Origin of the sequence: Pseudomonas sp. BN417, assembly GCF_029871205.1 — a bacterium.
In the GTDB taxonomy this organism is placed as follows: Bacteria; Pseudomonadota; Gammaproteobacteria; order Pseudomonadales; family Pseudomonadaceae; genus Metapseudomonas.
In genome coordinates, this window is record NZ_SSOJ01000089.1 from 1 (window position 1) to 12,750 (window position 12,750).

The window sequence follows — 12,750 nt, forward strand, 5'->3', positions numbered from 1 at the left end:
CGCGCTGGCCGGGTAAGCTCGCACAGGCGGTGACGCTCTTCGATGCCCGCTACCGCCCCTCCAGCCATGTGCTCGCCGCCCTGGGTGGCGAGCGTCTGGAGGCGGTGCGCTTGCAACAGGGCGGGCAGGTACTGGAAATCCCCTGTGACCGCCTCGCCTGCGGTTTCGGCCTGATCCCCAACACCCAACTCGGCCAGGCCCTGGGTTGCCGCATCGAGCGCCAGGCCATCGCCGTCGATGACTGGCAGGCCTGCAGCCTCGACGGCCACTTCGCCGCCGGCGAATGCACCGGCTTCGGCGGCAGCGAGCTGGCCCTGGTCGAAGGCGCCATCGCCGGCCACGCGGCAATCGGCCGGCGCGACCTGGCCCGCAAGCTCTGGCCCCGGCGCCGCCGCTGGCAGGCTTTCGCCGACGCCCTGGCGCGCAGCTTCAGGCTCGACGCGAAACTCAAGGATCTGGCGCAGCCGGATACCCTCGTCTGCCGCTGCGAAGACGTGCCCTGGTCGGCCCTGGCGGGTCGTCACGGCTGGACCGACGCCAAGCTGCACAGCCGCTGCGGCATGGGCGCCTGCCAGGGCCGCGTGTGTGGCGCCGCCAGCCAGTTCCTGTTCGGCTGGGAGCCGTCCGCACCACGGCCGCCACTGTCGCCGGCGCGGATCGAAACCTTGCGGTGCCTGGAACAGAGCGAGCTTTAGTCGGAGACATTCAGAACGCTCCGACAAGGTTTCCCCTTGTTCAGGGCGAGCGTTGTTGCCACTCTCCTCCCAAATTGGGAGAGAGCTGCTAGGATGAGGATCATCGCCAAAAGCACCCTGCGTCGATTCTGGGAGGGGAGCCCGGCCCATGCCGATGCGCAGGGGCCCTTGCAGAGTTGGCACGACGAAGCCCTGAGAGCTGACTGGCGATCACCGCAGGACATCAAGGCGCAATACCGCAGTGCGAGCTTCTGCGGCAACAACCGCGTGGTGTTCAACATAGGCGGCAACAAGTACCGCCTGGTGGTGGAGATGCAATACCAGGCGGGGATCGCCTGGGTGAAGTTCATCGGCACCCATGAGCAGTACGACAGGATCGATGTGGAGACCGTCAATGACTATTAAGCCGATCCGTAACGATCAGGACCTGCGCGAAGCCTTCAAGCGGCTGGAGGCAGTTTTCCAGGCAGCGGCCGGCAGCCCGGAGGCGGATGAGGCCGAAGTGCTGACCACGCTGATCGAGGTCTACGAAAACCGCCACTACCCGATCATGCCGGCCGATCCCATCGACGCGATCAAGTTCCGCATGGAGCAGCAAGGCCTGACGCCTCGGGACCTGGAACCCTTCATCGGCCCCAGCGGGCGCGTCTCGGAAGTGCTCAACCGCAAACGCCCCCTGAGCCTGCGCATGATCAAGCGGCTGCACGACGGGTTGAACATCCCCTATGACAGCCTGCTGGCTGGTGTTGCCTGAAGGACGCCATGCATCTCGAACAGCTCCCCCTGTCCCGCGACCTCCCCACCCTGCTCGCCAGCATCGAGCAGGTGGCACCCTTGCTGGACGCCATGCCCGGCGTGGTGTTCTTCATCAAGGACCCGCAGGCGCGCTATGTGCTGGTGAACCAGACCCTGGCGCAACGCTGCGGGGTGAAGCGCAAGGACGAGCTGCTGGGCCACACGGCCGAAGATGTATTCCCGACCCGCTTCGGCCCCCATTACACCGAACAGGACCGCCGCGTGCTGGAGGGCGGCGAACCGCTCAACGACCAGTTGGAGCTGCACCTCTACCCCGGCCGCCAGGCCGGCTGGTGCCTGACCCACAAGCTGGCGCTGCGCGACGAGCAGCAGCGGGTGATCGGCATGGCGGGGATTTCCTACGACCTGCAGGCACCGCAGTCCAGCCACCCGGCCTACCAGAAGCTCGCCGCGGTGGACGCCCATATCCGCGAGCACTATGCCCAGCCCGTCAGTCTCGGCGAGCTGACCGCCATCGCCGGGCTCTCGGTGGCGCAGCTGGAGCGCCACTGCAAGCGCATCTTCCAGCTCACCCCGAGGCAGATGATCCACAAGGCGCGCCTGGGCGCCGCCTCGCAGATGCTGGCCGGCGACCTGCCGATCACCGAGATCGCCCTGTCCTGCGGCTACACCGATCACAGCGCCTTCAGCCGCCAGTTCAAGGCCCTCACCGGGCTCTCCCCCAGCCAGTATCGCGAAAGCTGCCGCACCTGATCCACCTACCCGGTGGGAATGCATTTTTGTAGGAGTCCGTAGCCCGGTCTTCTCCTGTGGGAGCGAATTCATTCGCGAAAGGGCCGCAGGGCGGCTCCACCCACTATGCCGATTTCGTCATGACCCCGGCGGAAATCCATCAAGCCTCCCCAGGCCCTGCGGCGCGAATCTTGGCGTGTCGATTCAGCCGCAGGAATACCGCAGAAGACGCTTTCCCCACGACACGCGATGGCCGTTCAACCCGGCCGTCAAACCAGCATCGAGGCCCATATGAACAACAAGAACGCCATCACCCTAGTCCTCTCCGCTGTACTGAGCTCCACCCTGGCCTGCACCGCCCAGGCCGACAAACTCGACGACATCATCGAGTCGGGCAAACTCCGCTGTGCCGTCACCCTCGACTTCCCGCCCATGGGTTCGCGCGATGCGCAGAACAACCCGGTGGGCTTCGACGTGGACTACTGCAACGACCTGGCGAAGGTCCTCGGGGTCAGCGCCGAAGTGGTGGAGACCCCCTTCCCGGACCGCATCCCGGCACTGGTTTCCGGCCGCGCGGACGTCATAGTCGCCTCCACCTCCGATACCCTCGAGCGCGCCAAGACCGTGGGCATGACCGTGCCCTACTTCGCCTTCCAGATGGTCGTGCTGACCCGCGACGACACCGGCATCAACCAGTACGAGGACATCAAGGGCCGGCCGGTGGGCAATACCAGCGGCACCTATGAGGCGATAGCCCTGGAGAAGGATGTGAAGTCCTGGGGTACCGGCAGCTTCCGCGCCTACCAGACCCAGAACGACACCATCCTCGCCGTCTCCCAGGGCCACATCGATGCCACGGTAGTGACCAACACCGTCGCCGCCTCGACCCTCAAGTCCGGCAAGTACAAGGGCCTGAAAGTGGCGGGCGACGCGCCCTACGTCATCGACTACGTATCGCTCGCAGCCAGGCGCGACGAGTTCGGCCTGATCAACTACCTCAACCTCTTCGTCAACCAGCAGGTGCGCACTGGCCGCTATGCAGAGCTGTACTCGAAGTGGGTCGGCGGCAAACCGGTGGAACTGACCGTACCCCACGTGTACTACTGACGGCCGACGCAGATGTCTTCCATGCAACCCACGCTGCAAGTCGCCGCCCCGCTGTGCGGACGCGGCCTGGTCGGAGGCAGGGCGCAAGGCGCCCTGCTGAAGGCCGATATCGGGCTGAGTTTCTGGGGCGGGGTGGACCCCTTCACCGGCGAGGTGATCGACCGCCATCATCCCTTGAGCGGCCGGATGCTCGCCGGGCAGGTGCTGGCGATCCCCAGCGGACGAGGCTCCTGCACCGGCAGCAGTGTGCTGCTGGAGCTGATCCTCAACGGTCACGCCCCTGCGGCGCTGCTCCTGGCCGAGCCTGACGAAATCCTCACCCTCGGCGTACTGGTGGCCGAGATCATGTTCGGCCGCTCACTGCCGGTGGTCTGCCTGGGTCAGGATGGCTTCGCGCGGCTTGCCGGTGCCAAGGCCGCGCGCATCGAGAACGGCCGCATCGAGTTGTTCGACAGCCTGCCCATCGACGCCTGGACGGCCGAGGGCGAGGTTCGCAGCCTCGCCACCGGTAGCGATCTGAAGCTGGATGGGCGTGACCGGGAGATGCTCGAAGGGCGCCATGGCAAGGCCACGGAAGTGGCGATGCGCATCCTCCTGCGCATCGCCGAACTGCAGGGTGCGCGCGAGCTGGTGGACGTCACCCAGGCGCACATCGACGGCTGCATCTACACCGGCCCGGCGAGCCTGCGCTTCGCCCGCCGCCTGGTGGAATGGGGCGCGCGAGTGCGTGTGCCGACCACCCTCAATTCGATTTCGGTGGACAAGCGCCGCTGGCGCGAACTGGGCATCGACGCCGAACTCGGCGAGCCGGCGAGCGCCCTCGGCGACGCCTACCTGGAGATGGGTGCGCAAACCAGCTTCACCTGTGCACCCTACCTTCTCGACAGCGCTCCGCGGCTTGGCGAGCAGGTGGTCTGGGCCGAGTCCAATGCCGTGGTGTACGCCAACAGCGTGCTCGGCGCGCGGACCCTGAAGTACCCCGACTACCTCGATATCTGCATCGCCATCACCGGCCGCGCGCCGCTGGTGGGCAGCCACAGCGACGAGGGTCGCCGCGCCACGCTGTGCATCGAGGTGACGCCACCGGAAGGCTTCGACGATGCCTTCTACCCGTTGCTCGGTTACCACGTGGGCCTGCTATGTGGCAGCGAGATACCGGTGGTCTGCGGACTCGAACGCGCAGCTCCCGACCTCGACGACCTCAAGGCGTTCGGCGCCGCTTTCGCGACGACGTCGGCCGCGCCGATGTTTCACATCGTCGGCGTCACACCCGAAGCCCGCGACGCCGCACAGGCACTAGGCAACCTGCCCGCGCGGCGCAGCCTGCGCGTGGTGCCGGCCGACCTGGCGCGCACCTGGTGCGAACTGGACCGCGCGCCGGAAACCGAGGTACAGCTGGTCTCGCTGGGCAACCCGCACTTCTCCTTCAGCGAATGCGCACGCCTGGCCGAACTCTGCGTCGGCCGCCGCAAGCATCCAGGGACCGCGCTGGTGATCACCCTCGGCCGTGCCATCCATAAGCGCGCCCTGGATGCGGGGTACGTGGCGACGCTGGAAGCCTTCGGCGCGCAGTTCGTCACCGACACCTGCTGGTGCATGCTCGGCGAACCGGTGCTGCCGCCGGCGACCCGCACGCTGATGACCAACTCCGGCAAGTACGCGCACTACGCGCCCGGGCTGGTGGGCCGCCAGGTGCATTTCGGCAGCCTTGCCGCCTGCGTCGACACCGCCTGCAGCGGCCGCAGCGCAGGGCTCATGCCGGCCTGGCTGAACGAAGGGGGACACTGACATGTTCGACTACAGCTTCCACTGGCGCGCGGCCTTCAAGGCGCTGCCGGACATGCTCGCTGGCGCCTGGGTGACCCTGGAAACCGCCGCGCTGTCGATGGTCCTCGGCGTCATCATCGCGCTGCTGCTGACCGTCATGCGGCAGATGCAGAACCCACTGCTGCGCGGCTTCGCCACCACCTGGGTGTCCATCGCGCGGAACACGCCGTCGCTGTTCCAGGTGTACATCCTCTACTTCGGCCTTGGCTCCTTCGGTCTGCACGTCAGCTCCTGGGTCGCATTGCTCGCCGGGATCACCTTCAACAACGCCGGCTATCTCGCGGAGAACTTCCGCGGCGGCCTCAAGGCCGTGCCGGACACCCAGATGCGCGCTGCCCGCTCGCTGGGCATGAGCGCCTTCCAGGCGTACCGCCTGATCGTCATCCCGCAGCTGCTGCGCATTGTCTTCTATCCGCTGAGCAACCAGATGGTCTGGGCGGTGCTGATGACCTCGCTGGGGGTGATCGTCGGGCTCAACAACGACCTCACCGGAGTCACCCAGGACTTCAACGTCAGGACCTTCCGCACCTTCGAGTTCTTCGCGCTGGCGGCGGTGCTCTATTACCTGATCGCCAAGGTCATCGTCCTCGCCGCCCGCATCCTGGGCTGGCGGCTGTTCCGCTACTAAGGAGGACCGGTCATGTTTTCCACCAGTTTCACCGCCAACGACCTGCAGTTCCTCATGCAGGGCGCCTGGGTCACCCTCAAGCTGACCGCCTGGGCGATGCTCATCGGCACTTTCGCCGGCATCCTCTTCGGCCTGCTGCGCGCCGCCCTGCCGCGTGCCACACACCCTCTGGCCTGGCTGCTGGACATCTTCCGCAGCGTGCCGCTGCTGATCCAGTTCGTGCTGTTCAACGCCATGAAGAGCATCGCCGGGCTCGACTGGAGCGCCTTCACCGTCGGCTGCATCGTGCTCGGCATTTACGCCGCGGCGTTCTGCACCGAGATCGTCCGCAGCGGCGTCCTCGCCGTGTCGCCGAGCCTGCGCCGCGCCAGCCGCTCGCTGGGCATGAGCTACTGGCAGGACCTGCGCTACGTGGCCCTGCCATTGGCCGCCCGCGTGGCCTTCCCCGGTTGGCTGAACCTTGTGCTGTCGGTGATGAAGGACACCGCGCTGGTGATGTGGATCGGCATCGTCGAACTGCTGCGCGCCTCGCAGACCATCGTCACGCGCATCCAGGAGCCACTGCTGGTGCTGTGCATCGCAGGCCTCATCTATTACCTCATGAGCTGGGTCGTGGCGCGTCTGGGCGTGCGGCTGGAAAAAAGGTGGCAGGAAAATGATTGAAATCGACAACGTGCACAAATCCTACGGCGACCTCGAAGTGGTCAAGGGCGTGAGCCTGAGCGTGAACAAGGGCGAGGTCGTGTCGATCATCGGCGGTTCGGGTTCGGGCAAGTCGACCCTGCTGATGTGCATCAATGGTCTGGAGGCGATCCAGAAAGGCAACATCCGCGTCGATGGCACCGAGGTGCATGGCAAGGACACCGACCTCAACCGCCTGCGGCAGAAGATCGGCATCGTCTTCCAGCAGTGGAACGCCTTCCCGCACCTGACCGTGCTGGAGAACGTGATGCTCGCCCCGCGCAAGGTCCTCGGCAAGAACAAGCAGGACGCCGAGGAGATGGCGGTCCGGCAACTCACCCACGTGGGCCTTGGCGACAAGCTCAAGGTGTTTCCGAACAAGCTTTCCGGCGGCCAGCAGCAGCGCATGGCGATCGCCCGCGCCCTGGCCATGTCACCCGACTACATGCTGTTCGACGAAGCCACCTCCGCACTGGACCCGCAGCTGGTGGGCGAGGTGTTGGACACCATGCGCATGCTCGCCGAAGACGGCATGACCATGGTGCTGGTGACCCACGAGATCCGCTTCGCCCGCGACGTCTCCGACCGGGTGGCCTTCTTCCGCGACGGCAAGGTCCACGAGATAGGCCCGCCGGATCAGGTGATCGGCCAGCCGCAGAAGGCGGAAACCGCCGACTTCCTCAAGTCGGTGCTTTAGCGCGACCTCCCCCTCTCCCTTCAGGGAGAGGGTCGGGGGAGAGCGAACGGGCCCACGCAAGATCATCAGGAGAGATCATCCATGCGCTCGAACAAGATCATCCACATCGTCAGCTGCCACGCCGAAGGCGAGGTGGGCGACGTGATAGTCGGCGGCGTCGCCCCGCCACCCGGCGCGACCGTCTGGGAACAATCACGCTGGATCGCCCGCGACGAGACGCTGCGCAACTTCGTCCTCAATGAACCGCGCGGCGGCCTGTTCCGCCACGTCAACCTGTTGGTGCCGGCCAAGGACCCACGGGCGCAGATGGCCTGGATCATCATGGAGCCGGCCGATACCCCGCCCATGTCCGGCTCCAACTCCCTGTGCGTGTCCACCGTGTTGCTGGACAGCGGCATCCTGCCGATGACCGAACCGCAGACCCGCCTGGTGCTGGAAGCCCCCGGCGGGCTGATCGAGGTGATCGCCGAGTGCCGCGACGGCAAAGCCGAGCGCGTGACCGTGCACAATGTCCCCTCCTTCGCCGACCGGCTGGACGCCTGGATCGAAGTGGAAGGCCTAGGCACGCTGCAGGTGGATACCGCCTATGGCGGCGACAGCTTCGTCATCGCCGACGCCGCGCGCCTGGGTTTCTCCCTCGGCGCCGACGAGGCCGCCGACCTGGTGGCGACCGGGCTGAAGATCACCCGAGCAGCCAACGAGCAGCTGGGCTTCGTCCACCCGACCAATCCGGATTGGGACCACATTTCCTTTTGCCAGATCGCCGCGCCGGTGAGCCGCGAGGGTGGTATCGCCAGCGCCGCCAACGCCGTGGTCATCCGCCCCGGCAAGATCGACCGCTCGCCCTGCGGCACCGGCTGTTCGGCGCGCATGGCGGTGCTGCACGCCAAGGGGCAACTGCAGCCGGGCGAAGCCTTTATCGGCCGCTCCATCATCGGCTCCGAGTTCCATTGCCGGATCGAGGCGCTCACCGAGGTCGCCGGGCGCCCGGCCATCATCCCCAGCATCAGCGGGCGCGCCTGGATCACCGGCATCCACCAGCACCTGCTCGACCCCAGCGATCCCTGGCCAGGCGGCTATCGCCTCTCCGACACCTGGCCACTGGGTCCGGAGGGTAGTGCCATGCAGTAGCGGCCCCTCCCCCAACAGCCACTAAGTCACCCCGAATCCACCACGGCGCCCGCCTCGGCGAGCGCGAACGGCCCCGGCTTGCCTGCGATTCTTCCCGGCGAGCCCGGGCCCCCCATCGAAATGGAGTTACCCATGAGCAAGAGCGTCAACTGGAGCGGTGTTTTCCCCGCAGTCACCACCCAATTCAATGCCGACTTCTCGGTGAACCTGGACGAGACCCACAAGGTCATCTCCAACCTGGTGCGCGACGGCGTGTCCGGACTGGTGGTGTGCGGCAGCGTCGGCGAGAACACCTCGCTGACCATCGAAGAGAAGATGGCCGTCACCGAAGTCGCCAAGGATGCCTCCGGCGGCCGCGTGCCGGTGATCTGCGGCATCGCCGAATTCACTAGCGCCGGCGCCTGCAAGGTGGCCAAGGCGGTGGAGCGCGTCGGGGTCGACGGCATCATGGTCATGCCGGCACTGGTCTACTCCTCCAAGCCCCATGAAACCGCCGAGCACTTCCGCAGCGTGGCCAAAAGCACCGACCTGCCGGTGATGGTCTACAACAACCCGCCCATCTACAAGAACGACGTCACCCCGGAGATCCTGATCTCCCTGGCCGACTGCGAGAACGTGGTGTGCTTCAAGGACAGCTCCGGCGACACCCGCCGCTTCATCGACGTGCGCAACGAGGTGGGCGACCGCTTCATCCTCTTCGCCGGCCTGGATGACGTGGTCCTGGAAAGCATCGCCGTCGGCGCCCAAGGCTGGATCTCCGGCATGTCCAACGTGTTCCCCAAGGAAGGCGAGACCATCTTCCGCCTGGCCAGCGCCGGGCGCTTCGCCGAGGCCATGCCGATCTACGAATGGCTGATGCCGATCCTCCACCTCGACGCCCGTCCGGACCTGGTGCAGTGCATCAAGCTCTGCGAAGAGATCGCCGGCCGCGGCAGCGCCCTCACCCGCCCGCCGCGCCTGGCCCTGCAGGGCGAGGACCGCGCACACGTCGAACGCATCATGGCCAAGGCCCTGGCCAGCCGTCCGGCGTTGCCGGATGTGGGGCTGTAAGGGCTGACTTCCCTCACCCCCGCCCTCTCCCAGAGGGAGAGGGAGTAGAAGGTGCCGGCTGATGGTGATGTATCAGCCGGCACTAGCGGTCCCCTCTCCCTCCGGGAGAGGGTTAGGGTGAGGGAAGCCCCGGCACACATCGTCACCCAGTGAAACCTCTCCACAGTGGACCACCGGAATCCGCCATGACCACAACAACTAATGCGTCCGCCCAGGCTCTCCCGACCCACGACACCCGCACCGCCACCGCCGGCCTGAAACGCGTGGTCGCCGCCGCCATGGCCGGCACCGTGGCCGAGTGGTATGAGTTCTTCCTATACGGCACCGCCTCCGCCCTGGTGTTCGGCAAGCTGTTCTTCCAGCAGACCGGCAATGCCATCGACGGCATCATCGCCGCCTTCGCCCTCTACGCCGTGGGCTTCCTCGCCCGGCCCCTGGGCGGCCTGGTGTTCGGCCACTTCGGCGACAAGCTGGGGCGCAAGCACCTGCTGCAGATCAGCCTGGTGATAGTCGGCGTCACCACCTTCCTAATGGGCTGCCTGCCCGGCTTCGCCAGCATCGGCTACGCCGCGCCCATCCTCCTGGTGCTGCTGCGGCTGATCCAGGGCTTCGCCTTCGGCGGCGAATGGGGCGGCGCCATCCTGCTGGTCTCCGAGCACAGCCCGGACGACCGGCGCGGCTTCTGGGCCAGTTGGCCCCAGGCCGGCGTGCCGCTCGGCAACCTGCTGGCGACCCTGGCCCTGCTGGCGTTTTCGGCCACCCTCAGCGACGAGGAATTCCTCGCCTGGGGCTGGCGCGTGGCCTTCTGGCTCTCGGTGGTGGTGGTCGCCATCGGCTACTGGGTGCGCACCCGGGTGGACGACGCGCCGATCTTCAAGCAGGCCCAGGCGCGCCACCAGCAGCGCGCGGGCCAGCAACTGGGCGTGGTCGAGGTGCTCAAGCACCACCGGCGCGCCGTGCTGGTGGGCCTCGGCGCGCGCTTCGCGGAGAACATCCTCTACTACACGGTGGTGACCTTCTCCATCACTTACCTGGGCCTGGTGGTGCACAAGGACACCTCGCAGATCCTGCTGCTGATGTTCGGCGCGCACTTCCTGCACTTCTTCCTGATCCCGCTGATGGGCCACCTCTCGGACAAGGTCGGACGCAAGCCGGTGTACCTGACCGGCGCGGTGCTCACCGGCTTCTGGGGCTTCGTCGGCTTCCCGCTGATGGATACCGGCAACGACTGGCTGATCATGGCCGCCATCACCCTGGGCCTGGCCATCCAGTCCATGACCTACGCGCCCTACTCGGCGCTGATGGCGGAAATGTTCCCCACCCATGTGCGCTACACCGCGCTCTCGCTCTGCTACCAGGTGGCACCGATCTTCGCCGGCTCCCTGGCGCCGCTGATCGCCGTCAGCCTGCTCAAGCACTACAACTCCTCCACCCCCATCGCCTGGTACCTGGTGGCCGCCTCCGCGCTCTCGGTGCTTGCCGTCGGCCTCGCTCGGGAAACCCGTGGCAAGTCGCTGCACGCCGTGGACGCCGAAGCGGCTGCGAGGACCGGCCAGCAAGGAACCCGATGACCATGAACCAACCCCTTGGCCACAACTACATTGGCGGCGCCCGCAGCGGCGCGGGCGATGTCGTCCTGCGCAGCCTGGATGCGACCACCGGTGAGGCGCTGCCCGGCGCCTTCCACCAGGCCACTGCGAGCGAGGTGGACGCCGCCGCCCGCGCCGCGGAGGCAGCCTACCCGGTCTTTCGCAGCCTGCCCGCCAGCCGGCGCGCCGAATTCCTCGACGCCATAGCCGACGAACTGGACAACCTGGACGAGGAATTCATCGCCACCGTCTGCCGCGAAACCGCGTTGCCGCCGGCCCGCATCCAGGGCGAGCGCGCCCGCACCAGCGGCCAGCTGCGCCTGTTCGCCGGAGTGCTGCGCCGTGGCGACTTCCACGGCGCGCGCATCGACCGGGCACAGCCCCAGCGCCAGCCGCTGCCGCGTCCCGACCTGCGCCAGTGCCAGCTCGGCATCGGCCCGGTGGCGGTGTTCGGCGCCAGCAACTTCCCCCTGGCCTTCTCCACTGCCGGAGGCGACACCGCCGCCGCCCTGGCCGCCGGCTGCCCGGTGGTGTTCAAGGCCCACAGCGGTCATATGGCAACCAGCGAATGGGTGGCCGACGCCATCCTCCGCGCGGCGCAGCGGACCGGCATGCCGGCCGGCGTCTTCAACATGATCTACGGCAGCGGCGTGGGCGAATGGCTGGTCAGGCACCCGGCAATCCAGGCGGTGGGCTTCACCGGCTCCCTCAAGGGTGGCCGAGCGCTGTGCGACCTGGCCGCCGCGCGACCGCAGCCCATCCCGGTCTTCGCCGAGATGAGCAGCATCAACCCGGTGATCCTGCTGCCGGAAGCCCTGAGGGTGCGCGGCGAGCAGGTGGCCGGCGAACTGGCGGCCTCGGTGGTGCTGGGCTGCGGGCAGTTCTGCACCAACCCGGGCCTGGTCATCGGCATTCGCTCGCCGGAGCTCAGCGCCTTCATCGAGCGGTTCGCCGCGCGCATGGCCGACCAGGCGACGCAGACCATGCTCAATGCCGGCACCCTGAAAAGCTACGAAGCGGGGCTGGCGCGCCTGCACGCCCACCCCGGTATCCGCCACCTGGCAGGCGGGCCGCAGCAGGGCAATCAGGCCAGGCCGCAGCTGTTCCAAGCCGATGTCAGCCTGCTGCTGGAGGGCGATGAGCTGCTGCAAGAAGAAGTCTTCGGCCCGGCTACGGTGCTGGTGGAAGTGGCCGACCTGGCCGAGCTGCAACGGGCCCTGGCCAACCTGCACGGCCAGCTCACCGCCACCCTGATCGCCGAACCCGGCGACCTGGAGCTGGCCGCCCCGCTGGTGCCGCTGCTGGAACGCAAGGCCGGACGCCTGCTGCTCAACGGCTACCCCACGGGCGTCGAGGTGTGCGACGCCATGGTCCACGGCGGCCCCTACCCGGCCACCTCGGATGCCCGCGGCACCTCGGTGGGGACCCTGGCCATCGCCCGCTTCCTACGCCCGGTGTGCTACCAGAACTATCCGGACAATTTGTTGCCTGATTCTCTCAAGAACGCCAATCCACTGGGCATCGCCCGGCTGCTGGATGGTGTGACCACGCGGGAGGCCCTGGGCTAGCTTTTTCGGCGCCCCCGGGGAATCCCGATTCGCCCCGGCCCTGGCCGGGGCTTTTTTTTGGCTATGTCTGCGTTAGCTGTTACAGCACCGAATAGAAGCGTCTAGCACGGACCTTTCAGACCTGCGCACCTGCCTGACACATCCCTCTCCCCCGGCCCCTCTCCCAGGGGTAGAGGGGTGACTCGCGCCGGACAGGGCGCAGCAATCCTGATGCCTGGTCATTGCTTGAACCTGTGCAGAAGAGGTGGGGCAGCGACTCTGCCCCGTCAGCAGGCCGAGCGGAAGCGTT

At 67.1% G+C, this 12,750-nt stretch carries 13 protein-coding genes; all 13 read left to right on the forward strand.

Annotated features, from left to right (window positions below; genetic code table 11):
• On the forward strand, positions 1-695 hold a 695-nt coding region (locus tag E8F11_RS10770; protein ID WP_280288831.1), incomplete at its 5' end, for an FAD/NAD(P)-binding oxidoreductase.
• 93 nt (positions 696-788) lie between these two features.
• On the forward strand, positions 789-1,100 hold the full coding sequence (locus E8F11_RS10775) for a type II toxin-antitoxin system HigB family toxin (protein WP_280288832.1): 312 nt from the start codon (positions 789-791) through the stop codon (positions 1,098-1,100).
• Complete coding sequence (locus tag E8F11_RS10780; protein ID WP_280288833.1) at positions 1,090-1,449, forward strand: transcriptional regulator; 360 nt, start codon at positions 1,090-1,092, stop codon at positions 1,447-1,449. Before E8F11_RS10775 ends, E8F11_RS10780 begins: the two co-directional genes overlap by 11 nt.
• An 8-nt stretch (positions 1,450-1,457) precedes the next feature.
• Complete coding sequence (locus tag E8F11_RS10785; protein ID WP_280288834.1) at positions 1,458-2,204, forward strand: AraC family transcriptional regulator; 747 nt, start codon at positions 1,458-1,460, stop codon at positions 2,202-2,204.
• Positions 2,205-2,474: 270 nt separating this feature from the next.
• Positions 2,475-3,290: a transporter substrate-binding domain-containing protein gene (locus E8F11_RS10790; protein WP_280288835.1), complete on the forward strand. Its 816-nt coding sequence runs from the start codon at positions 2,475-2,477 to the stop codon at positions 3,288-3,290.
• A 21-nt stretch (positions 3,291-3,311) separates the two neighbouring features.
• Positions 3,312-5,078, forward strand: coding sequence for an aconitase family protein (locus tag E8F11_RS10795; RefSeq protein WP_280288836.1), 1,767 nt, complete (start codon positions 3,312-3,314; stop codon positions 5,076-5,078).
• 1 nt (position 5,079) lies between these two features.
• Positions 5,080-5,745: an amino acid ABC transporter permease gene (locus E8F11_RS10800; protein ID WP_280288837.1), complete on the forward strand. Its 666-nt coding sequence runs from the start codon at positions 5,080-5,082 to the stop codon at positions 5,743-5,745.
• A gap of 12 nt (positions 5,746-5,757) precedes the next feature.
• Entirely contained in the window at positions 5,758-6,408 is a 651-nt protein-coding gene (locus E8F11_RS10805; RefSeq protein WP_280288838.1) for an amino acid ABC transporter permease, read from the forward strand.
• Positions 6,401-7,123: an amino acid ABC transporter ATP-binding protein gene (locus E8F11_RS10810; RefSeq protein ID WP_280288839.1), complete on the forward strand. Its 723-nt coding sequence runs from the start codon at positions 6,401-6,403 to the stop codon at positions 7,121-7,123. Before E8F11_RS10805 ends, E8F11_RS10810 begins: the two co-directional genes overlap by 8 nt.
• An 81-nt stretch (positions 7,124-7,204) precedes the next feature.
• Positions 7,205-8,254, forward strand: coding sequence for a proline racemase family protein (locus E8F11_RS10815; RefSeq protein ID WP_280288840.1), 1,050 nt, complete (start codon positions 7,205-7,207; stop codon positions 8,252-8,254).
• 132 nt (positions 8,255-8,386) lie between these two features.
• A complete protein-coding gene (locus E8F11_RS10820) occupies positions 8,387-9,304 on the forward strand; it encodes a dihydrodipicolinate synthase family protein (protein ID WP_280288841.1) in 918 nt (305 codons plus the stop codon).
• 278 nt (positions 9,305-9,582) lie between these two features.
• The gene (gene abaF, locus E8F11_RS10825; protein ID WP_280288843.1) at positions 9,583-10,875 is read left to right on the forward strand and encodes a fosfomycin efflux MFS transporter AbaF; all 1,293 of its coding nucleotides are present in this window, start codon (positions 9,583-9,585) and stop codon (positions 10,873-10,875) included.
• A 2-nt stretch (positions 10,876-10,877) separates the two neighbouring features.
• Positions 10,878-12,461 (forward strand): aldehyde dehydrogenase (NADP(+)), encoded by a 1,584-nt coding sequence (locus E8F11_RS10830; protein WP_280288842.1) that lies wholly within the window; start codon positions 10,878-10,880, stop codon positions 12,459-12,461.
• Positions 12,462-12,750: the final 289 nt, after the last annotated feature.

What these genes read in the sequence shown, in the direction of transcription:
- E8F11_RS10775 (WP_280288832.1), top strand. Translation starts at nt 789, where the DNA reads ATGAGGATCATCGCCAAAAGCACCCTGCGTCGATTCTGGGAGGGGAGC.
- E8F11_RS10780 (WP_280288833.1), top strand. Translation starts at nt 1,090, where the DNA reads ATGACTATTAAGCCGATCCGTAACGATCAGGACCTGCGCGAAGCCTTC.
- E8F11_RS10785 (WP_280288834.1), top strand. Translation starts at nt 1,458, where the DNA reads ATGCATCTCGAACAGCTCCCCCTGTCCCGCGACCTCCCCACCCTGCTC.
- E8F11_RS10790 (WP_280288835.1), top strand. Translation starts at nt 2,475, where the DNA reads ATGAACAACAAGAACGCCATCACCCTAGTCCTCTCCGCTGTACTGAGC.
- E8F11_RS10795 (WP_280288836.1), top strand. Translation starts at nt 3,312, where the DNA reads ATGCAACCCACGCTGCAAGTCGCCGCCCCGCTGTGCGGACGCGGCCTG.
- E8F11_RS10800 (WP_280288837.1), top strand. Translation starts at nt 5,080, where the DNA reads ATGTTCGACTACAGCTTCCACTGGCGCGCGGCCTTCAAGGCGCTGCCG.
- E8F11_RS10805 (WP_280288838.1), top strand. Translation starts at nt 5,758, where the DNA reads ATGTTTTCCACCAGTTTCACCGCCAACGACCTGCAGTTCCTCATGCAG.
- E8F11_RS10810 (WP_280288839.1), top strand. Translation starts at nt 6,401, where the DNA reads ATGATTGAAATCGACAACGTGCACAAATCCTACGGCGACCTCGAAGTG.
- E8F11_RS10815 (WP_280288840.1), top strand. Translation starts at nt 7,205, where the DNA reads ATGCGCTCGAACAAGATCATCCACATCGTCAGCTGCCACGCCGAAGGC.
- E8F11_RS10820 (WP_280288841.1), top strand. Translation starts at nt 8,387, where the DNA reads ATGAGCAAGAGCGTCAACTGGAGCGGTGTTTTCCCCGCAGTCACCACC.
- abaF (WP_280288843.1), top strand. Translation starts at nt 9,583, where the DNA reads ATGGCCGGCACCGTGGCCGAGTGGTATGAGTTCTTCCTATACGGCACC.
- E8F11_RS10830 (WP_280288842.1), top strand. Translation starts at nt 10,878, where the DNA reads ATGAACCAACCCCTTGGCCACAACTACATTGGCGGCGCCCGCAGCGGC.